This is a genomic window from Streptomyces prunicolor NBRC 13075 (assembly GCF_000367365.1).
In the GTDB taxonomy this organism is placed as follows: Bacteria; Actinomycetota; Actinomycetes; order Streptomycetales; family Streptomycetaceae; genus Streptomyces; species Streptomyces prunicolor.
The window spans coordinates 94,243-113,812 of record NZ_BARF01000014.1 but is presented as its reverse complement, the minus strand read 5'-3'; the positions used below and the strand labels follow the sequence as shown (position 1 = coordinate 113,812).

Annotated in this window: 20 protein-coding genes; 8 read left to right on the top strand and 12 right to left on the bottom strand. The window is 70.4% G+C overall.

Translation table 11 applies throughout. The annotated features are described in order from the left end of the window. The first annotated feature begins 121 nt into the window (after window positions 1-121). The 6 genes from SPR02S_RS06325 (at window position 122) to SPR02S_RS06300 (ending at window position 6,494) form a co-directional block, all read left to right on the top strand. On the top strand, window positions 122-940 hold the full coding sequence (locus tag SPR02S_RS06325; RefSeq protein ID WP_052346926.1) for an ATP-binding cassette domain-containing protein: 819 nt from the start codon (window positions 122-124) through the stop codon (window positions 938-940). Then, window positions 937-1,998, top strand: a complete 1,062-nt coding sequence (locus tag SPR02S_RS06320; protein ID WP_019056091.1) for an ABC transporter permease — start codon at window positions 937-939, stop codon at window positions 1,996-1,998. Before SPR02S_RS06325 ends, SPR02S_RS06320 begins: the two co-directional genes overlap by 4 nt. 64 nt (window positions 1,999-2,062) lie before the next feature. Beyond that, a complete protein-coding gene (locus SPR02S_RS06315; RefSeq protein ID WP_019056090.1) occupies window positions 2,063-3,064 on the top strand; it encodes an ABC transporter substrate-binding protein in 1,002 nt (333 codons plus the stop codon). Between the two features lie 124 nt (window positions 3,065-3,188). Then, entirely contained in the window at window positions 3,189-4,634 is a 1,446-nt protein-coding gene (gene argG, locus SPR02S_RS06310) for an argininosuccinate synthase (RefSeq protein WP_019056089.1), read from the top strand. A 156-nt stretch (window positions 4,635-4,790) separates the two neighbouring features. Next, the gene (locus SPR02S_RS06305) at window positions 4,791-5,852 is read left to right on the top strand and encodes a M20 family metallopeptidase (RefSeq protein ID WP_078622833.1); all 1,062 of its coding nucleotides are present in this window, start codon (window positions 4,791-4,793) and stop codon (window positions 5,850-5,852) included. Window positions 5,853-5,960: 108 nt separating this feature from the next. Next, the gene (locus tag SPR02S_RS06300) at window positions 5,961-6,494 is read left to right on the top strand and encodes a TerD family protein (RefSeq protein ID WP_019056087.1); all 534 of its coding nucleotides are present in this window, start codon (window positions 5,961-5,963) and stop codon (window positions 6,492-6,494) included. On the opposite strand, the gene SPR02S_RS55235 is transcribed toward SPR02S_RS06300, so the two are convergent. Beyond that, complete coding sequence (locus tag SPR02S_RS55235; RefSeq protein WP_019056086.1) at window positions 6,460-7,188, bottom strand: hypothetical protein; 729 nt, start codon at window positions 7,186-7,188, stop codon at window positions 6,460-6,462. The genes SPR02S_RS06300 and SPR02S_RS55235 overlap by 35 nt on opposite strands. Before the next feature lie 188 nt (window positions 7,189-7,376). On the opposite strand from SPR02S_RS55235, the gene SPR02S_RS06290 reads away from it, so the two are divergent. Then, entirely contained in the window at window positions 7,377-8,513 is a 1,137-nt protein-coding gene (locus SPR02S_RS06290) for a PP2C family protein-serine/threonine phosphatase (RefSeq protein ID WP_019056085.1), read from the top strand. Between the two features lie 57 nt (window positions 8,514-8,570). Here SPR02S_RS06290 and SPR02S_RS06285 read toward each other — a convergent pair whose 3' ends face one another. From SPR02S_RS06285 to SPR02S_RS06250, 8 genes are all read right to left on the bottom strand, one after another. Beyond that, window positions 8,571-9,545 (bottom strand): MASE1 domain-containing protein, encoded by a 975-nt coding sequence (locus tag SPR02S_RS06285; RefSeq protein ID WP_026150280.1) that lies wholly within the window; start codon window positions 9,543-9,545, stop codon window positions 8,571-8,573. 156 nt (window positions 9,546-9,701) lie between these two features. Continuing rightward, entirely contained in the window at window positions 9,702-10,532 is an 831-nt protein-coding gene (locus SPR02S_RS06280; protein WP_019056083.1) for a PP2C family protein-serine/threonine phosphatase, read from the bottom strand. A gap of 156 nt (window positions 10,533-10,688) precedes the next feature. Then, a complete protein-coding gene (gene ykgO / locus SPR02S_RS06275; protein ID WP_014669332.1) occupies window positions 10,689-10,811 on the bottom strand; it encodes a type B 50S ribosomal protein L36 in 123 nt (40 codons plus the stop codon). Next, complete coding sequence (locus SPR02S_RS06270; protein ID WP_026150279.1) at window positions 10,808-11,056, bottom strand: type B 50S ribosomal protein L31; 249 nt, start codon at window positions 11,054-11,056, stop codon at window positions 10,808-10,810. Before SPR02S_RS06270 ends, ykgO begins: the two co-directional genes overlap by 4 nt. 74 nt (window positions 11,057-11,130) lie before the next feature. After that, window positions 11,131-11,295 (bottom strand): 50S ribosomal protein L33, encoded by a 165-nt coding sequence (gene rpmG, locus SPR02S_RS06265; protein WP_019056081.1) that lies wholly within the window; start codon window positions 11,293-11,295, stop codon window positions 11,131-11,133. Between the two features lie 94 nt (window positions 11,296-11,389). Beyond that, the gene (gene nhaA / locus SPR02S_RS06260; protein ID WP_019056080.1) at window positions 11,390-13,273 is read right to left on the bottom strand and encodes a Na+/H+ antiporter NhaA; all 1,884 of its coding nucleotides are present in this window, start codon (window positions 13,271-13,273) and stop codon (window positions 11,390-11,392) included. Window positions 13,274-13,372: 99 nt separating this feature from the next. Continuing rightward, window positions 13,373-15,013, bottom strand: a complete 1,641-nt coding sequence (pgm, locus tag SPR02S_RS06255) for a phosphoglucomutase (alpha-D-glucose-1,6-bisphosphate-dependent) (protein ID WP_026150278.1) — start codon at window positions 15,011-15,013, stop codon at window positions 13,373-13,375. 117 nt (window positions 15,014-15,130) lie between these two features. Continuing rightward, entirely contained in the window at window positions 15,131-16,051 is a 921-nt protein-coding gene (locus SPR02S_RS06250; protein WP_019056078.1) for an SGNH/GDSL hydrolase family protein, read from the bottom strand. Between the two features lie 265 nt (window positions 16,052-16,316). Here SPR02S_RS06250 and SPR02S_RS06245 point away from each other — a divergent pair, with 265 nt between their 5' ends. Then, window positions 16,317-16,991, top strand: coding sequence for a hypothetical protein (locus tag SPR02S_RS06245; RefSeq protein WP_019056077.1), 675 nt, complete (start codon window positions 16,317-16,319; stop codon window positions 16,989-16,991). A gap of 90 nt (window positions 16,992-17,081) precedes the next feature. On the opposite strand, the gene SPR02S_RS06240 is transcribed toward SPR02S_RS06245, so the two are convergent. The 3 genes from SPR02S_RS06240 to SPR02S_RS06230 form a co-directional block, all read right to left on the bottom strand. Beyond that, window positions 17,082-17,318, bottom strand: a complete 237-nt coding sequence (locus SPR02S_RS06240; RefSeq protein ID WP_019056076.1) for a chaplin — start codon at window positions 17,316-17,318, stop codon at window positions 17,082-17,084. A 113-nt stretch (window positions 17,319-17,431) separates the two neighbouring features. Next, window positions 17,432-17,884, bottom strand: a complete 453-nt coding sequence (locus SPR02S_RS06235) for a flavodoxin family protein (RefSeq protein WP_019056075.1) — start codon at window positions 17,882-17,884, stop codon at window positions 17,432-17,434. Between the two features lie 9 nt (window positions 17,885-17,893). Further along, window positions 17,894-19,498, bottom strand: a complete 1,605-nt coding sequence (locus tag SPR02S_RS06230) for a serine/threonine-protein kinase (protein ID WP_019056074.1) — start codon at window positions 19,496-19,498, stop codon at window positions 17,894-17,896. Window positions 19,499-19,570: the final 72 nt, after the last annotated feature.

Here is a 19,570-nt window from a genome sequence, read left to right as displayed (position 1 = left end):
GAGTCTGTCCGACGGGCCGACGGTGTCCGCCCAAATCCCCGTTCGTTCACGACCCTTGACGCCCACCCACGGGCCTCCCAGAATCGACGAGCTGTTAACGATACCAACCAGAAGGCACAACATGGCCTCTGCAAGAGAACCCCTTCTCGCGGCACACGGTGTGGTCAAGCGTTTCGGCCATGTCCAGGCGCTCTCTGGCGCGGACTTCACGGCGCACGCCGGTGAGGTCGTCGCACTGATCGGTGACAACGGCGCCGGCAAGTCGACGTTGGTGAACGTACTTTCCGGCGTCCTCACCCCGGACGAGGGCGAGGTGCGCCTGGACGGGGTGCCGGTCCGGTTCACGGGGCCGATGGACGCGCAACGGCACGGAGTCGAGACCGTCTACCAGGATCTCTCCCTGGCACCAGATCTTGACGCTGCGTCAAATCTCTATCTCGGCAGGGAACTTGTGCGCGGAGGCCTGCTCGGTCGCCTGGGCGTGCTCGACCGGCCCACCATGCGCCGGGAGGCGATCGCGGCGTTCGGTGAACTGGGCGTGGAGCTGAAAGATGTGACGGCTCCTGTGACAACGTTGTCAGGAGGGCAACGGCAATCGGTGGCCGTGGCGCGCGCGGTGGCCTTCGCCAACAAGGTCATCTTCATGGACGAGCCGACCGCCGCCTTGGGCGTCGTCCAGCGCGCCCGGGTCCTGGAGACCGTCCGCAGGGTCGCCGACCGGGGCATCTGCGTCGTCCTCATCAGCCACAACATGCCCGAGGTGCTGTCGGTCGCCGACCGGGTCGAAGTACTGCGGCTGGGACGCCGGGTGGCCTCGTTCACCGCGGCCGACGCCACGATCGAGAAACTCGTCGGCGCCATGACCGGATCGCTGGACGAGCCCGCGCCGAACGGGAACCACGACCCGGCCGGCGCGACGGAAGCGGAGGACGGGCGATGAGCGCCAACAGCCAGGACATCAAGCCGGCCGCCCCGGCACCGGAGCCGCCCCCGGCCGCCGACGGACGCCTCGCGATACCCCCGTGGCTCCGACGGGCCGCCGGAATAAGCGAGTTGTGGACGTTCGTGATCCTCGTCGCGCTGGTCGCGTTCTTCACCATCGCGGCGCCGGGCAAGTTCTTCACCACGTACGACATCACGCAGATCGCGGTGAACGCGTCCATCTATCTGGTGCTCGGCGTCGGCATGACGTTCGTGATCATCACCGCGGGCATCGACCTGTCGATCGGCTCGGTGCTGGTGCTGGCGGCGGTGTCCGCCGGCGAGTACAACGTCCACCACGGCGGGCCCACCGCCGGCTGGTTCACGGTCGCGGTCTGTGTCGTCATCGCCCTTGCGGTGGGGGCGGGTTGGGGCGCGTTGCAGGGAGCGGTGGTGGCGACCGGGAAGGTGCCTCCGCTGATCGTGACCCTGGGCGGTCTGGGCGCGGCGCTCGGCATCGCCGAACTCGCCACCGGCGGCCAGGATCCGGCCGGCGCGTCCGCCGCGCACCTCCAAAACAGCCTGGGATTCGGCAAGTTGCTCGGCATCCCCTGGATGGTGATCCTGGCAGCCGTGGTGACCGCCCTGTTCGGCGCGTTGCTCAGCGCCACGAAGTTCGGCAGCAACACCCTGGCGATCGGCTCCAACCCGACCGCAGTCCGCCGCGCGGGCATCCCGGTGGGCCGCCACCTGATCAAGGTCTACGGCCTGATGGGTCTGTTGGCCGGTCTCGGCGCGGTGATGTGGCTGGCCTCGTACGGCACGACGTCGATCGCCGGGCACTCCACCGACAACCTGAAGGTGATCACCGCGGTGGTCCTGGGCGGCACCAGCCTCTTCGGCGGCCGGGGTTCGGTACTGGGCACGGTGATCGGCGTGTTCATCCCCGCGGTGCTCACCACCGGGCTGATCGTCATCGGCGTTCAGCAGTACTGGCAGGACGTCGCCGTCGGTGTCGTCCTGGTCGCCGCCGTCTACATCGACCAGATGCGCAGGAAGACCCGGGAGCGCGCATGACTCCCGGCACGACTCCCGCCCCGACGTTCGCCCCAACCCTCGTATGACCCAGGAGGACACCCCCATGTCGAGCATCCGCATCTCACGCAAAGTACTGGTCGCCGCGGGCACCGTGCTGGCCCTGACCGGCGCCGCCGCCTGCAGCTCGTCGAACGACAGCGGCGGTTCGGGGTCGAAAGGAGGCGCCTCCGGCAAGAAGGTCCGGCTGATCACCGGCGTGAAGAGCGACCCCTTCTACATCACCATGACCTGCGCGGCGCAGACCGAGGCCAAGGCCAAGGGCATGGACTTCTCCGCGGACGGCTCCGCGCAGTGGGACGTGTCGGTGCAGCGGCCCCTCCTCGACTCGGTGGCGGCATCGCGGCCGGACGGGCTGCTGATCTCCCCGGTCGACGTCAGCGCGCTCACCCCGTCGCTGAAGCAGATCCAGTCGGCCGGCACCAAGGTCGCGCTGGTGGACACCACGGTCACCGACAACTCGATCGGCATCACCCGGATCTCGTCCGACAACGAGAAGGGCGGCCGGGTGGCGGCCGACGCGCTCGCCAAGCTGATGAACGAGAAGGGCTCGGCGCTCGTCATCAGCGTCAAGCCCGGCGTCTCCACCACAGACGCGCGCATCAAGGGCTTCACCGAGGAGATGAAGAAGTACCCGGACATCAAGATGCTGCCCACGCTCTACGACAACGACCTGCCGGCCACCGCGGCCTCCCAGATCCAGTCGACGCTGGCGGCCCACCCCGACCTGGGCGGTGTCTTCGCGGGCAACACCAACACCGGCACCGGCATAGCCACCGGTCTCAAGCAGGCCGGCAAGGAGGGCACGGTGAAGGTCGCCGCGTTCGACGCCGAACCGGACGAGGTCGCCTCGCTCAAGGCGGGCACCCTCCAGGTGCTGGTGGCGCAGGACCCGGCGGCGATCGGCAAGGAGGCCGTGGACCAGCTCGCCGCGGCCTTCGAGGGCAAGACGGTCCAGAAGTCGGTCGGCACCAACATGGTCGCCATCACCAAGGCGAACATGAACCAGCCCGAGATCAGCAAGTACTTCTACAAGGCGGGGTGTTGAGCACAGTCCCCCTGTCACCGCTGCCGGGTGCCCTCCTGCGTCACGGGTGCCCGGCAGCGGCGTATCGGAAGGGGTTCAAGGTGGGGACTTTGCATGACCATGCGCGAGGGTGCATAATCTTCCTATGTCTAAGGTCCTCACCTCCCTCCCCACCGGCGAGCGCGTCGGCATCGCCTTCTCGGGCGGACTCGACACCTCCGTCGCGGTCGCCTGGATGCGCGACAAGGGTGCCGTCCCCTGCACCTACACCGCCGACATCGGCCAGTACGACGAGCCCGACATCGCCTCGGTGCCCGGCCGCGCGCAGGCCTACGGCGCCGAGATCGCGCGTCTGGTCGACTGCCGTGCGGCGCTGGTCGAGGAGGGCCTGGCCGCGCTGACCTGCGGGGCGTTCCACATCCGCTCCGGCGGGCGCGCCTATTTCAACACCACCCCGCTGGGCCGTGCCGTCACCGGCACGCTACTGGTGCGGGCGATGCTCGAGGACGACGTCCAGATCTGGGGCGACGGCTCGACCTTCAAGGGCAACGACATCGAGCGGTTCTACCGCTACGGCCTGCTCGCCAACCCGCACCTGCGGATCTACAAGCCCTGGCTGGACGCGGACTTCGTGACGGAGCTCGGCGGCCGCAAGGAAATGTCGGAGTGGCTGCTCGCCCACGAGCTGCCCTACCGCGACAGCACGGAGAAGGCGTACTCCACCGACGCCAACATCTGGGGTGCCACCCACGAGGCCAAGACCCTGGAACACCTGGACACGGGTGTGGAGACCGTCGAGCCGATCATGGGCGTGCGCTTCTGGGACCCGTCGGTCGAGATCGTCACCGAGGACGTGACGATCGGCTTCGACCAGGGCCGCCCGGTGACGATCAACGGCAAGGAGTTCTCCTCCCCCGTAGACCTCGTCATGGAGGCCAACGCGATCGGCGGCCGGCACGGCCTGGGCATGTCCGACCAGATCGAGAACCGGATCATCGAGGCGAAGAGCCGCGGTATCTACGAGGCCCCCGGCATGGCCCTCCTCCACGCGGCCTACGAGCGTCTCGTGAACGCGATCCACAACGAGGACACCGTCGCCCAGTACCACAACGAGGGCCGGCGTCTCGGTCGCCTGATGTACGAGGGCCGCTGGCTGGACCCGCAGGCCCTGATGGTCCGCGAGTCGCTCCAGCGCTGGGTCGGCTCGGCGATCACCGGTGAGGTCACCCTGCGGCTGCGGCGCGGCGAGGACTACTCGCTGCTCGACACCGCGGGCCCGGCGTTCAGCTACCACCCGGACAAGCTGTCCATGGAGCGCACCGAGGACTCGGCCTTCGGCCCGGTCGACCGCATCGGCCAGCTCACCATGCGCAACCTCGACATCGCCGACTCCCGCGCCAAGCTGGAGCAGTACGCCGGCCTCGGTCTGATCGGCACCGGCAACACCGCGATCGGCGCCGCGCAGGCCGCCGCGACCGGCCTCATCGGCAGCATGCCCGAGGGCGGCGCCGAGGCCATCGCCTCCCGCGGCGAGGTCTCCGAGGACGACGCGCTGCTGGACCGCGCGGCGATGGAGTCCGGCACGGACTGATCAACTCCGGGTAACAGCATCGCCGTTGGGCCGGTTCGACGCGTTGGGCGTCGGGCCGGCCTTTGGTGGTTCGGGGCGGAAGCAGGTCGGTCACCGGGGCCCACGTACCCTTCCCCCGTGACCACACGCAAGGCCGTCGACGTGAGCGTCGACGCGATGATCGAAGATCTCCGGACCCTCGTCGAGGTCGAGTCCCCCTCCCGTGACCTGGACGCCCTGCGGGAGTCGGCCAGGGCCGTCGCCGCTGTCATCGAGACGCGGCTCGGCGGGAAGGCGATGCTCGTCGAGAGCGAGGGCGGGCCGCATGTCCACTGGTCCGGCGGTGGCGCACCCCATGTGCTGATCCTCGGTCATCACGACACGGTGTTTCCGCTCGGCACCCTCGCGCGTCGCCCGTTCCTGGTCGAGGACGGTCGGGCGACCGGACCCGGTGTCTTCGACATGCTCGGCGGTCTGGTGCAGGCGATCCACGGGGTCGCGGGTCTCGACGACCGGTCGGGCGTCGAGATTCTGGTGACCGCCGACGAAGAGGTCGGCTCCCGTTCCTCCCGGGCGCTCATCGAGGGACGCGCTCTCGCCTGCGGTGCCGTGCTCGTCGTCGAGGGTGCCGCGGACGGCGGGGGCGTGAAGACCGGTCGTAAGGGGTGCGGCACGTTCGAGGTGTCCGTCGTGGGTCGGGCCTCGCACGCGGGGCTGGAGCCCGCCGCCGGGGTCAACGCGCTGGTCGAGGCGGCCCACCAGGTGCTGGACATCGCGGCCTTGGCGCGGCCCGAGGTGGGAACGACGGTCACGCCGACCGTCGCGTCCGCCGGGACGCTGGACAATGTCGTCCCCGCGCGGGCGACCGTCGTCGTGGACGTCCGGGTCGAGTCGGCCGACGAGAAGGAACGGATCGAGTCCGCGTTCGCCGCCCTCGCTCCGCATCTCGACGAAGCCGTGATCACCGTAGAAGGATGTGTCGGTCGGCCGCCGATGCCCGAGTCGGCGGCGGCCGAACTGTTCGCTGTGGCAGGGAAGTTGCTGCCCGGGCTCGAAGGCCGGGCGGTCGGCGGTGGGAGCGACGGGAACTTCACGGCCGCGCTGGGGGTGCCGACGCTCGACGGACTGGGAGCGGTCGGGGGCGGGGCCCACGCCGACCACGAGTATCTGCTCGTCGAGTCGATGGCCGAGCGGGCGAGCCTCGTCGCAGGGCTGGTGGACGCGATCCGGAGCACTTGACCCCGGACATGTCAGGTCCGTCCGGTCGGCATCAACAGGCAGCCGAAGAGCCATACTTGACCATGCGGGGGATCGTCCCGTGATGGCCTGATACGGGAGCGGCAATCAGTGAGCAGTGTCAGCAAAGTGGCGGGGAAGGTCGAAGTTCGGCTCCGCTGGAATCCGAGCCCCTGGGGGCAGCAGCCGCGCCATCTGGACATCGTCGCGGCGACCTACTCCGCCGACGCCCCGCACGGACGCCCGGTGTACGTCGTCAACTCCGAGAGCCGCTCGCCGGACGGCACGATCAACATGAGCCGGCACAGCGAGAGCGGCCAGGGGTACGGCTACATGGAGGTGATGGTCCTCGAACTCGACCGGCTCGCCGCGTCCTTCGCGCGGGTGGTCGTGGGGGTGGCCATCCATCAGAACGGTGGGACGAGGACGTTCGGCGATCTGTCGCACGCCCGGGCGCTGGTCGTGGAGGGGTACAAGGAGCTGCTGTCGGACGACTTCGCGGGGGTGGCCGGGTCCACCGCCGCGACGGTCGCGGAGTTCACCAAGGACGACTCCGGAGCCTGGGAGTTCCGCGCGATGGTGCGGGGGTTCGACAGCGAACCGGTGAGCTTCAGCGCGGAGATGGGCAGCGCGTCTCGGCCCTGACCGGCTGCTCCGCCTTGAACTCGGGAAGCAGCGCCGTGACGGTCGGCCGCTTGTGGCGCAGCTCGTGGACCACGCCCAGGACGACGGCGGTGGCCACCGCGACCAGGTGCTCGCGGCCGGCCAGATTCGGTTTCACGATCGACTCCCACACCATCGACCCGCCGGTGAGGACGAACACGACGGGCGCGCGCCGCACGACGGCGAGATACGTGAACAGTCCTACGACCGCGGCGGACGGCCCGGTGTCGAGGACCTGGCCGATCTCGGGCCGCAGCCCGATGCCGCCGCAGCCGGGCCCGATCAGGAGCATCACGCGCACCGTGAGGGTGCCGGCCAGTGTGGTCGCGTAGGCGACGGCCAGCGTGCGGGCCCGGCCGAGGGCCAGCTCGGCCAGCGCGAACGCGAGGAACAGCTGGGTGATGCCGGCCCAGACGGGCAGGTCGAGGGCGGGGACGTACAGCGATATGGGGGTGCGCAGCAGGGCTAGCCACAGCGGCAGGTCGCCCTGGACGCCGCCGATGTCCCGCACGATCACGGCTCCGGTCGGGTTCTGTGCGAGCGCGTGGAAGAAGATGACGCCGAAGCCGGCGACGAACGCCAGGGACACCCCCTTCAGTCCGCGCCGCAGCAGCTGTCGTACCGGATCGACGACGATGCCCTGCCATTCACCCCGCAGTGTGCGCCAGATGAACAACGCTCCCCCACTCCCCCCACCATCGGCCCAACATACGGATCGGAATCTAGCCCTCTGTGCACTTCCTGTGCGTCTCGGGCCGCCCTGAGCTGTTGTCGCAGTTCGCGGACGGTACGGGTGGGGCTGATATTGAAGAGTGGGAAGCTTTCCCGACGGTTGTTCGGGGACTGAAGGAAGCGGGAGAGCCGGTGCGCGCCTCAGAAGATCCGGCCGGTTCCACCGTGGTCGACGCCGGGCAACGTTCCACGCCTCCGCTCAGCTGGGCCGTGGTCGTGTTCTGGCTCGTCGTCGTCACGCTGATGGTGGCGGCGACCGGTATCGCGCTGGGCCGGGACACCAGGCCGGCCCCCTTTCTGGTGGTGCTGCCCGCGCTGATCGCCGGGCGCGGGACCGTACGGCAGACCACCGTCGCCTCCGTGTGGGTGACGCTCGTGATCGTCGGCTCCCTCCTCGACACTCCGCTGGGCACGGCGGGCGCAGACGCGGCCGTCGTCGCCTTCACCCTGGTGTTCAACGGCCTGAGCGTGGCGCGGGCGGCGCAGCGGATCCGCTGGGAGGGCGAGATCGCGCGGCTGCGTTCCGCCGCGGCGGCCCTGCAACGGCAGATCCTGCGCCCCTTCCCCCTGATGACCGACCAGTTGCTGGTCCACGGCCTCTACCGGCCGGTGGAGGAGGACAGCCGGGTTGGCGGCGACGTCTACGAGGTCGTCTCCTCGCCGTACGGCAGCCGTGTCTTCATCGCCGACGTCCAGGGCAAGGGCCTGCAGGCGATCAGCGCCGCGTTCGCCGTGCTGAGCGCCTTCCGCGAGGCGGCCGTGGCCGAGCCCACCCTCACCGCCGTGGTCGACGCCCTGGAGGAGGCGGTGCTACGGCACAACTCCTTCGCGGCGCAGACCGGCGAGCGGGAGCGGTTCGTGACGGCGCTCGTGCTGGGGGTCGACGGCGAGCGGGAGGTCCAGGCGATCAACTGCGGTCATGTGGCGCCGCTGCTGCTGCACAAGGAGCGGGCCGAGCCGGTGCTCCAGCAGGAGCCCTGCGTTCCGCTGGGCCTCGACGCGCTGGCCCCTGAGCCTCGTACCGTCGAATGGTTCGCCTTCCCGCCGGACGGCACCCTGCTGCTCTGCACGGACGGCGTGACCGAGGCGCGGGATCCGTCCGGCGCGTTCTATCCCCTGGAGGAGCGCGCGGCGGCCTGGGGCGATGTCCCGCCGAAGGACGTGCCGGCCACCCTCTACGGCGACCTGCGCCGCCACACGGCGGGCACTCCCCGGGACGACACCGCGCTGCTGGTGCTGCGCAGGAGGGGCGACGCAGGGCTCTCCTGACCGCACGGGCCTTGTTGCCCAGCCGCACGGACCTTGTTGCCTGACGGCGCGGGCCGGTCAGGGGCGGCCGCCCTGGCGGGGGTCGCCCGCGGTGAGGTGTTCGAGAACCTCTGCCAGCTCCTGGCAGGCCTTCTCCACCGAGAGTCTGGTGTTGCGCTGCTCGGTGATGACCGAGGACAGCAGCAGGGCGGTGAGAGCCATCGTGCCGTTGAAGGCCTGCAGCTTCATCATGACCTCGACATGGGTCAGGTCGGCGAACGGGCCCGTCTCCTGGGTCGCCGCGACGGTGGCCATGACGGAGGCGAACAGGGCGCACAGCATGCTGCCCGCGAACCGGAACCGCAGCGCCGCCCAGATCAGCAGCGGATAGATCAGGAACAGCAGGCTGACGTGGTTGTGGGTGACCAGGGGGACGATCACGCCGACGGTGGCCGCGAGCAGCAGGGCTTCCTTCCAGCGGTGCAGGTCGAGGGGCAGGCGCACCGTGCGGAGCATGAGCAGGAGCGGCGTCACGATCAGCACGCCCATCGCGTCGCCCACCCACCAGCCGAGCCAGACCGGCCAGAAGGAGTGGGCGGCCAGCTTGTCGGTGGCGACGAGCATGCCGACCCCGCAGGTCGCGCTGATCAGCATGGCGGTCAGGGCGCCCAGGAACACCAGGGCGAGGCCGTCACGGAGCCGGCCGAGATCGGTGTGGAAGCGCACCCGGCGCAGCAGGAGGTAGGCGCAGGCGGGGGCCAGGGTGTTGCCGAGCAGCACGACGAGCACGGTCGGCTGGAGCGAGGTGAGCGACATGATCACGAGGAGCACGCCGAGGGCGATGCCGGGCAGCACCCGCAGCCCGAAGATCAGCAGGCAGGCCACCGCTACGCCGGTGGGCGGCCAGATGGGGGTGAACACGGCGCCCTCGACCACCAGCTCCCGCAGCAGGCCGAGGCGTCCCGCCGCGAAGTAGCTGCCGGCGACGGCCAGCGTCAGGAGGGCGTACCCGGCCGGTCGCCGCAGATCCTCGAAACCCACCACAGCAGTCATCAGACACTGCCCGGGCCGTGTCGGCGAGGCGAACCGCGCCCGGCGCCACGCCACGTGAAGGGGACGGCACCTGGCCGATGCCCGCAGGCTGAGCGCGGTGCGTACGGCCGTAACGGGGGCGCAGGTGCAGGCACCGGCCTCTGCGGCGGACGGGTCCTACGTCCCGGTGTCGGGCTCATCGTGTCCCACGACCAGTACCGCCGCGTCGTCCTCGTGCCCCACACGCCCGGCTCCCTTGATCACGGCGGCCGCGAGCGAGCCCGCCTCCATGCCCGCCACGGCGGCGACTCCGGCGAGGCGCATCACCTGGTCGAGGCCCTCGTCGACGCTCATCGAGGGGCCCTCCACCACGCCGTCGGTCACCAGGACGAAGACTCCGCCGGTGGTGAGCCGGTGCTCGGTCACGGGGTACCGCTGCCCGGCGAGGATGCCCAGCGGCGGTCCGCCCTCGTCGTCGGTGATGCCGGAGCGGCCGTCGGCGGTGGCCCAGACGGAGGGTATGTGTCCGGCCCGCGCGCTCTCCAGCACCCCGGTGATCGGGTCCAGGCGCATGAAGGTGCAGGTCGCGAAGAGTTCGGTGCCGAGGGACAGGAGCAGGTCGTTCGTCAGCGCGAGGAGTTCGCCGGGCTCGCTGGTGACGGACGCGAGCGCCCGCAGACCGACTCTCACCTGCCCCATGAACGCGGCCGCCTCGATGTTGTGGCCCTGGACGTCGCCGATGGACAGGCCGATCCGCCCGTCGGGCATCGTGAACGCGTCGTACCAGTCGCCGCCCACGTTGAGGCCGTGGTTCGCGGGCGCGTACTGGACCGCGATGTGGAACCGGGGGGTGACGGGCATGTCGCCCGGCAGCATGCCTCGTTGGAGGGCGACGGCCAGTTCGAGGAGGGAGCGCTGGAGCTCCGCGCGCTCGCGTGCCTGGGCGGTCAGCGTCCCGAGCCTGGCCAGCAGCTCGTCACCGTCGTCCATGGGGCGCTTGCGCGACATCGACCACTCCAAGGGGGTTGGTACCGCTATAAGCATAAAGAACGAATTATCTTCCCTCGGAAACGCGCAGAAACAGGACACAGGACGACAGGACTCACGACAACGGCCCGGCCACCGCGAGAAGCGGGGCCGGGCCGAGTCGTCGTGCGTGCCGCGTCAGCCCTGGCGGGCCTTGAAGCGCGGGTCCTTCTTGTTGATCACGAAGGTCACGCCGCGGCGGCGTACCACCTGCGCGCCGGGCTTGGCCTTCAGTGAGCGAAGCGAATTGCGGACCTTCATGACGTCCTCCCGTAGCGGCGCTCGAAGCGCTCCACACGGCCCGCGGTGTCCACGACGCGCGTGTTGCCGGTGTAGAACGGGTGGCTGGCCGACGAGATCTCGACGTCGATCAGCGGGTAGGTGTTCCCGTCCGCCCACTCGATCGTGCGCGCCGACTGCGCGGTCGAGGTGGTCAGGAACGCGGTGTCCGCCGCGCGGTCGCGGAAGACGACCGGACGGGACACGGGGTGGATGCCAGACCTCATGGTGCTTCCTTCCTCAGGCCGTCCACGCGGGACGGCCGCTCTGCTTCGTACGTGGGGCTGCCGCCGCGCTCGGTTCAGCGCTCCTCGCGGAAATCGACGTGCTCTCCGACGACCGGGTCGTACTTGCGCAGGACCAGCCGGTCGGGGTCGTTACGACGGCTCTTGCGCGTCACGTAGGTGACGCCGGTACCGGCCGTCGACTTCAGGGTGACTACGGGACGGTTCGTGGTGCGTGCCATGAGGACCTCCTTCCGCCCACATCCCGGGATCTTGTCCCGAGCATGTCAGCTACATGCGTCTCAACACGGCCACCCGGCGATCCATTCCCGCCCGCTAGGCGGCCACCGCGGCCCGCAAACGGGCGGCCCGTACGGCCTGGGAGAGGCCCTCGATGTCGTAGGCGCCGTGGTGCCGGCGGCCGTTCACGAAAAAGGTGGGCGTGCCCGCGACGCCGCTGAGGTCGGCCGACTCGACGTCCTCCGCGACATGGCCGGCTCCCTCGTGGGCCCGCATGTCGCGGGTGAAGCGGGCGGTGTCCAGGCCGATCTGTTCGGCATAGCCGCGCAGGTCGATCAGGCGCAGGGCACCCTGGTGGCTGAGGAGCAGATCGTGCATCTCCCAGTAGCCGCCCTGTAGCGCGGCGGCCTCCGCGGCCTCGGCGGCGAGCTGGGCGTGCGGGTGGACGTCGGTGAGCGGGAGGTGCCGCCACACGTACCGCACCTCGTCCCCGAAGGAGCCGAGCAGCTCGCGGACGACCGGCTCGGCCTGCCCGCAGAAGGGGCATTCGTAGTCGCCGTACTCCACGACGGTCACCGGAGCGTGCCGCGGTCCGCGCAGGTGGTCGCGGTCGGGGTCTACGGGGACGGACAGGTCGACGATGGTCTCGGCCCGGCCGAACAGGACCCTGGGTCGGATCTGCGGTGGCAGCAGTCCGATCACCCCGGTGACCAATCGGCCGACCAGGAACGAGCAGATGACGGCGCTGAGGATGCCCGTCTTCGCGTCCTCCAGGGTGGTCCCGTCGAAGGCGAGGGTCGCGATCAGCAGGGAGACCGTGAAGCCGACGCCGGCCAGCGTGCCGCCCGCGGTCACCGCGCCCCAGCCGACCGGCGGCCGGATCCGGCCCCGGGAAAGCACGCTGGTCAGCGCCGTCGAGGAGACGATGCCGAGCGGCTTGCCGACGACGTACCCGATGAGGATGCCCAGCGCGACGGGCGAGGTGAAGGCCCTCGCGAGCTGTTCCCCGCTGATCTGGAGCCCGGCGTTGGCCAGCGCGAACAGCGGGACCACGGCGTAGCTCGCCCACGGGTGGTAGATGCGCTGGAGCCGGTCGTTCGGGGAGATCGACGCCGCGATTCCGGCGCGTACGTCGCGTTCCAGCTCGGGTGTGGGCTGCTCGCGGAAGAGCCGGAACAGGCCGGTCGCGCGCTCCAGGTCGTCGCGCCCCGCCGGATAGGCGTACGTGATCAGCCCCATGGCGAGTCCGATGACGACGGGGTCCACGCCCGACTTCAGCAGGGCGACCCAGGCGACGAGCCCGAGCAGCGCGTACAGCGGACCCCGGCGCACCCGGAACCGGCGCAGCAGCATGACGACGGCGAACGTGCCCACGGCGACCAGGAGTGCCGGTACGGCGATGTGGTCGCTGTAGAAGACGGCGATCACCACGAGCGCCAGGAAGTCGTCGACGACGGTGATCGTGAGGAGGAAGACGCGCAGCCCGGGCGGCATGTGGCGACCCACGACGGCGAGCATGCCCAGCGCGAACGCCGTGTCGGTGGACATCACCGCGCCCCAGCCGTCAGCCGTCCCGTGCCCGCTGTTGATGGCGAGGTAGATGGCGATCGGCACGAGCATGCCACTCGCGCCCGCGACCATCGGCAACGCCAGCCGCCTGCGCTCGCGCAGCTCGCCCATGTCGAACTCGCGGCGTGCCTCCAGCCCCACGACGAGGAAGAACAGCGTCATCAGCCCGCTGTTGACCCACTCGCGCAGATCGAGGGAGATCCCGTGCGAGCCGAGCCGGACGGAGAGGTGGGTATCCCAGAACGTCTCGTACGCCGTCGGCGTGACATTGGCCCAGACGAGTGCGACGAGCGCCGCCGCCACCAGGACGGCGGCGCTGCCGGTCTCGGTCCGCAGGAAGTCACGCAGCGGGGTGCGCGCTTCGTCGCCGCACGTGGTCTGCCCCGTGTAGTCGGTCGTTTCGAAGGACATACCGGGTTCACTTCCGTCGTGCGTCATGGCTCACGTGACGCCCCAACACCACCTGCCGCACGATTCATTCCTACGGCAGCCGGTGTCACGGCCTCCGGGTCAGCCGCCCAGTGCCGCCCCGACCACGGCCTTCGCCTCCTCCTGCACCTGGCCGAGGTGGTCGGGACCGAGGAAGGACTCGGCGTAGATCTTGTAGACATCCTCGGTGCCGGAGGGCCGCGCCGCGAACCAGGCGTTGGCGGTCGTCACCTTGATGCCGCCGAGGGCCGCGCCGTTGCCGGGTGCCTCGGTGAGGACGCCCGTGACGGGCTCGCCGGCCAGGGTGTCGGCGGTGACCTGCGCGGGCGAGAGCTTGGCGAGCAGCGCCTTCTCCTCACGGGAGGCCGGGGCGTCGATCCGGGCGTAGGCGGGCGCCCCGAACCGGTCCGTGAGCGCCGCGTAGTGCTGGGACGGGGTCTTCCCGGTGACCGCGGTGATCTCGCTGGCGAGCAGCGCGAGGATGATGCCGTCCTTGTCGGTGGTCCACACGGACCCGTCCCGGCGCAGGAAGGACGCGCCGGCCGACTCCTCGCCGCCGAAGCCGAGCGAGCCGTCGACCAGTCCGTCCACGAACCACTTGAAGCCGACGGGCACCTCGACGAGCCGGCGTCCGAGGTCGGCGGCGACGCGGTCGATCATCGAGGAGGACACCAGGGTCTTGCCCACGCCCGCGTCGGCGGGCCACTGCTCGCGGTGGGCGTAGAGGTAGGCGATGGCGGCGGCCAGGTAGTGGTTGGGGTTCATCAGACCCGCGTCCGGCGTGACGATGCCGTGCCGGTCGGAGTCGGCGTCGTTGCCCGTGGCGATGTCGAACCGGTCGCGCTGGGCGATCAGCGAGGCCATCGCGTACGGCGACGAGCAGTCCATGCGGATCTTGCCGTCCCAGTCCAGCGTCATGAACCGCCAGGTCGGGTCCGTGAGCGGATTGACCACGGTCAGATCGAGCCGGTGCACCTCGGCGATCCGGCCCCAGTAGGCGACGGACGCCCCGCCCAGCGGGTCGGCGCCGATCCGCACACCGGCCGACCGGATCGCGTCCAGGTCGAGCACGCTCGGCAGGTCGGCGACGTACGTGCCGAGGAAGTCGTAGCGGCCCGTGTCGGGGGCGGCGAGCGCGCGGGTGTACGGGATGCGGCGGACGTCCTTCATGCCGCTCGCGATGATCTCGTTGGCGCGGTCCTGGATCCAGGAGGTGATCTCGGAGCCCGCCGGGCCGCCGTTCGGCGGGTTGTACTTGAAGCCGCCGTCGCCGGGCGGATTGTGGGACGGGGTGACCACGACGCCGTCCGCGAGGCCCGAGGTGCGGCCGCGGTTGTGGGCGAGGATCGCGTGGGACACCGCCGGGGTGGGTGTGTAGCCGTCCGCGGAGTCGATGAGGACCGTGACCTCGTTGGCGGCGAACACCTCCAGGGCGGTGACCTTCGCGGGCTCGGACAGCGCGTGCGTGTCGGCGCCGAGGAAAAGGGGTCCGTCCGTGCCCTGGTCCGCGCGGTACTCGCAGATGGCCTGGCTGGTGGCCGCGATGTGATCCTCGTTGAACGCGGTCGCCAGGGACGAGCCCCGGTGCCCGGAGGTGCCGAACGCGACGCGCTGCCCCGGCTCGGCGGGGTCCGGGTGCAGCGCGTAGTACGCGGTGACCAGACGGGCTACGTCGACGAGATCCTCTGCGCGGGCCTGCTCGCCCGCTCGCTCGTGTGGCATGGTGGCCCGCTCCTCCGTATCGACCGACTTCGCGTACGGCCCCATCTTTCCTCGTCAGGGGCGCGTTTAGCGAGTACACCCCCTCCGCCTGTGGAAAACCCCGGCCGCCGCTGTCCGTCAGTACCGGTGGCGCCGGTCCAGCTGCTTCAGGACCGCGCCCGCCATGGCCGCCTCGCCCTTCGCGTTGGGGTGCGCCGGAGCTGCCGGGGACGCGGGTTGCAGCGGCTCTATCCAGCGGTCGGCAGGCGCCTTGCACATGTCGTGGCCGACGGTCGGGCCGTAAGTGTCCACGTATTCAGCCCCGTTGAGCGCCGCCACCACACGGAGCATCAGGTTGAGGCGCTTGCCGACGTCCCGCAGATACGGGAAGTCCTTGGCGGCGAACGGCACCGAGGGGTAGCAGCCGTTGCCGTCGTCGGGCAGCAGGTCCGGGTAGCCGACGACGAGCACGCGCGCGTGGGGTGCCTGCTTGTGCACCGCACGGAGGACCTTGGTGACCTTCGGCGCGGTGTTGAGGACGGCCACCGCCAACTGATCGACACCAGAAGCGTTGTAGTAGCGCTGGCACGGGTTGCCCGTAAGGTCCGTGGCACTGAGCTTGGCGCACGTCCCGATGATGGTGCTGAACCCGATGTCGTTGCCGCCGATCTGCACGGTCACAAGGTCCGTGTTCCGCTGTACGGCGTCCAGTTGGGGCGGGTTGGTGCCCTGCGCCTTCCACATCTCGGCTGTCGTCGCACCGCTGCAGCTCACGTCCTTGAGGACGGTCCCTCTTTGGTCCGCCGTCACCACGGAGGGGTAATTGTGGTCGGAACGGGCGCAGTTGGCGTCCACCTGGGTCGGTATGTACGGGCCCGAGGTGTAGGAGTCGCCGAGCGCCACGTACTGAGTGGAACGACCGTGCCCATGGCCCGAGTTGTGCGCGGCCGCCGGCGCCGCGGACGCGACGACGAGGGCGCAGCCGCTGACCGCCGCCGCGACCGCCACGGTCCTGCCCCGGTGGTGCGCCGTCGCGGCCGGATGCGTCTCACGCTTCATGAGATTCCTCCCCAGGTACGAGACGGTGCGACGGGGCGGGCCCGATGCGGTCGTCTCTCGTTCAACTGGCCTTGTATACCGGGCGGTAGGTACCTGGGGCCAGGGGTCTGGCGGGACGAGTTCGCTGCCCGAAGTGTCACGACGTCCGCCGAAACAGTTCGGCCGGTTTGGTGGCCGGTTCCCGTCCCCGCGCACGTGGACCAGTTCCGGCGGGTATCCCTACCGCAGGCGTCAACGCGCTTGGGGGTGGGGGGAGTTGGCTCTGTTGCCGCAGAGGCTGCGGAGGCACGAGAAGCGCGCGTCGTGGCACTCACGAAGGCGCGAGGCGATCCGTGCGCTGCGCGCCCAGGGACGCTACGGCCCCGGGCTGCGCGAGGTGCTGCCCGCACTCGTCGTGGTCGCCGTCGTCGTGTGCGGGATCGTGGCCGGGCTCGCCGTCGCTTACCGCGTCCTCGGCACCGGCGCGCTCGCCGGCGGCCTGGCGCTGCTCGCCGTGATCACGGCGGCCGTGGTCCGGCACAACCGGCCGCTGGCCCGTCGCCGGCTGGGCTACTACACGCCGGAGGAGATCGCCGACCTGGATGTGGACGGGCTCGCCCTGGCCGTGTCCCGGATGCTGCGCCGGGACGGCTGGCGATCGCTGGCCCGGCCCGACGCGCAGGGCCAACCCCATGTCCGGGCGCGCGACCGGCTCGGTCGCCGTCTGGAGGTGGCCTTCCGGCCGGTGGCCGAACCGCTGCCCGACGAGGAGACGCCGACCCGCGCCGCACGCTCGGCCGGCTCCGGACCGCAGCTCCGTCTCGTGGTGCACCGCGGCACCTTCAGCCGACGTGATGTGCAGTGGGCGCGCAGGCAGGGCGGCGTCCAGCTCATCGACGGCTCACGCCTGCGGCGCTGGGCCCACGGCACTCCGCTGCACCGGCTGCCCGAGGTCCCCTGACGCGCCTCCCGGCACGTCTCCTGGCACGCCTCCCGACACGCGGAACGAGCCGCGGGCACGTGGCCCACGGCTCGTTCACGGTACGGCTCGTCAGTCCGCGGTCTCGCAGTGGTTGCCCAGCGCGGGGTTCAGCAGACCGATGACGTCGATCGAGTTGCCGCACAGGTTGAGGTCCAGGTCGATCGGCACCTGAACGACGTTTCCGGAGAGCACGCCCGGGCTGTCGCTGGCGGTCCCGACGGGGTCGGGGTCGGCGCTCGCCGTACCGGCGCACAGCAGCAACGCCGCACCCGCCAGACCCACCGCGGCCGTCAGTCGCTTCCTCATGAAGAACTCCTATCACTCGGAGGGGCATGTCCCTCCACGCTGGGGGTGCTTCGGGGGGTCACGACATTCTTCGGCCGCCGAACGGGTGGCGACCCCTTGCCCAGGCCGCCCGCTCAGGCCGTCAGACCGGCGGCGACCGTCGCTCCCAGCTCCCAGCACGCCTCGATACCGGCCCTGTCCGGCTCGCCGGTCAGCGTCACCGGGTCCGCGGCCCGCCGCCAGCCCAGCCCGGTCGTGATCGACTCGATGCCGCGCACGGCTCCTGTCACGTCGTTTCCGCCGTGCACGTAGTAGCCGAAGGGCCGGCCCCGGGTCTCGTCCAGGCACGGGTAGTAGATCTGGTCGAAGAAATGCTTCAGCGCGCCGGACATGTAACCGAGGTTCGCGGGCGTGCCCAGCAGAACGCCGTCGGCGGCCAGCACGTCCGACACGGTCGCGGACAGCGCGGCACGCCGTACGACCCGCACGTCCTCGATCTCCGGTGTCGTGGCTCCGGAGACGACGGCCTCGAACATCGACTGGCAGTTGGGCGAGGGGGTGTGATGCACGATCAGCAAGGTGGGCACGGGGCGAACCTACTCGTCGGCCGGCTCCACCCTGGTCACGGTGCCGTGGATGTCGGCTTGTAGGAAGCCGCCGGAGCCGTAGTCGTCGCTCAGATAGATCGACATGCCCGCCGGGGTGTCGCCGCCGTTGGTGCTCGGCACCCGGAGCAGCAGGTAACGGCTCGTCGGTTTCTCGACCTTCAGGTCCTTGTTCGCGCGCTTCAGCAACGCGGGAACGGCGTCCCAGTTGAAGTCGTCCAGCTTCACCGGCGTGTCTCCGTCTGTCACCGTGCCCTTGGTGTCGAACCCCTCGTCGAAACCGGTACCGGAGCGGTACGTGTAGCTGACGTACTTGGTATTGCTGCCTTTCACCATCACATCCGCGATGACGTATCCCGGGTAGACGGAGAAGTCGAAGAAGCGGTCACTGCCCGTCTTCTCCTTGAAGGCCTTGATCGCGGTCCGGATGCCGGAGGGGGTGAGCAGGTCCTGGGTCTTCACGGCGGCGCTGCTCTGGCTCGCCGAGGCCGTGGGCGTGCTCTGCTGCTGCGTCTGACCGGTCGCGCCCGCGGACGCCGACGTGTCCTTCTTGTCGTTCCCGTCCGGCAGCACCTTCCAGGCGAGCGTGCCGATGAGCAGTACGCCTACGACGCTGGAGGCGACCGTGGCGCCCCGGTTCCGCTTCGCCGGGCGCCGCCGCCGACTCGCCGTCTGCATGCCGTCGGTGGGTGGCAGCGACGGGGGCGCCGGAGGTGCGAGCCGGTACGAGGTGGTCTCGGGGCGCCGGTCCTCGGGCTGTGCCGCGGCGGCGTCCAGCATCCGGCCGACCGTTTCGGCGTCCGCCCGCGCCTCGGGATCGCGGACCAGGACGCAGGACAGCACCGGCGTGAGCGATCCGGCCCGTACCGGTGGCGGCACGTCCTCCTGGAGTACGGCGGCCAGGGTCGCCAGGGTGGTGCCGCGCTGGAGCGGGTGGTAGCCCTCGACGGCGACGTACAGCATCATCGCCAGCGACCACAGGTCGGCGGCGGGACCGCCGCTCTGGCCGGTGACCCGTTCCGGGGCCATGTAGTCGGGCGTGCCGATGATCGAGCCGGTGGCGGTGAGCGCGGTGGCGTCGCGGATGGCGGCGATGCCGAAGTCGGTGAGGACGGGGCGGCCGTCGGTGCGCAGCAGGACGTTGGCGGGTTTCACATCGCGGTGCTGGACGCCCGCCGCGTGTGCCGCGTTCAGGGCGTCGAGCACTCCGCGGCCGAGTTGGGCGGCCTCGGCGGGAGCCATGGGTCCGCGGGCCAACCGGTCGGCGAGTGAGCCGCCTTGGACGAGTTCCATGACGAGCCAGGGGTAGGTGCCCACGCCCTCGTCGACGATGTGATGGATCGTCACCACGTTCGGGTGCTCGACCCGGGCCAGGGCGCGTGCCTCGCGCAGGACCCGCTGGCGCAGCAGCTCCGCCGCGTCGGGGTCGTACTCGGCGAGGTCGATGTCCGGCGGCCGGACCTCCTTGACCGCGACATAGCGGTGCAGCAGCAGATCCTGGGCGCGCCACACCGTACCCATGCCACCGCCGCCGAGCCGGGACTCCAGCTCGAAGCGGCCGTCTACGACCCGTCTGCCGGGCTCCCCCTCGTTCATGCGGAGGAGCTTATGTGACGAACGTGCACGCCTGTGCCGCGAGTTCAGAAGGTGAGAAACGTCCGGGCCGAC

Excerpts from the sequence above, each read along its gene's own strand:
- SPR02S_RS06325 (WP_052346926.1), top strand. The coding sequence starts at position 122 with ATGGCCTCTGCAAGAGAACCCCTTCTCGCGGCACACGGTGTGGTCAAG.
- SPR02S_RS06320 (WP_019056091.1), top strand. The coding sequence starts at position 937 with ATGAGCGCCAACAGCCAGGACATCAAGCCGGCCGCCCCGGCACCGGAG.
- SPR02S_RS06315 (WP_019056090.1), top strand. The coding sequence starts at position 2,063 with ATGTCGAGCATCCGCATCTCACGCAAAGTACTGGTCGCCGCGGGCACC.
- argG (WP_019056089.1), top strand. The coding sequence starts at position 3,189 with ATGTCTAAGGTCCTCACCTCCCTCCCCACCGGCGAGCGCGTCGGCATC.
- SPR02S_RS06305 (WP_078622833.1), top strand. The coding sequence starts at position 4,791 with ATGATCGAAGATCTCCGGACCCTCGTCGAGGTCGAGTCCCCCTCCCGT.
- SPR02S_RS06285 (WP_026150280.1), bottom strand. The coding sequence starts at position 9,545 with ATGACTGCTGTGGTGGGTTTCGAGGATCTGCGGCGACCGGCCGGGTAC.
- SPR02S_RS06280 (WP_019056083.1), bottom strand. The coding sequence starts at position 10,532 with ATGTCGCGCAAGCGCCCCATGGACGACGGTGACGAGCTGCTGGCCAGG.
- ykgO (WP_014669332.1), bottom strand. The coding sequence starts at position 10,811 with ATGAAGGTCCGCAATTCGCTTCGCTCACTGAAGGCCAAGCCCGGCGCG.
- SPR02S_RS06270 (WP_026150279.1), bottom strand. The coding sequence starts at position 11,056 with ATGAGGTCTGGCATCCACCCCGTGTCCCGTCCGGTCGTCTTCCGCGAC.
- rpmG (WP_019056081.1), bottom strand. The coding sequence starts at position 11,295 with ATGGCACGCACCACGAACCGTCCCGTAGTCACCCTGAAGTCGACGGCC.
- nhaA (WP_019056080.1), bottom strand. The coding sequence starts at position 13,273 with ATGTCCTTCGAAACGACCGACTACACGGGGCAGACCACGTGCGGCGAC.
- pgm (WP_026150278.1), bottom strand. The coding sequence starts at position 15,013 with ATGCCACACGAGCGAGCGGGCGAGCAGGCCCGCGCAGAGGATCTCGTC.
- SPR02S_RS06250 (WP_019056078.1), bottom strand. The coding sequence starts at position 16,051 with ATGAAGCGTGAGACGCATCCGGCCGCGACGGCGCACCACCGGGGCAGG.
- SPR02S_RS06240 (WP_019056076.1), bottom strand. The coding sequence starts at position 17,318 with ATGAGGAAGCGACTGACGGCCGCGGTGGGTCTGGCGGGTGCGGCGTTG.
- SPR02S_RS06230 (WP_019056074.1), bottom strand. The coding sequence starts at position 19,498 with ATGAACGAGGGGGAGCCCGGCAGACGGGTCGTAGACGGCCGCTTCGAG.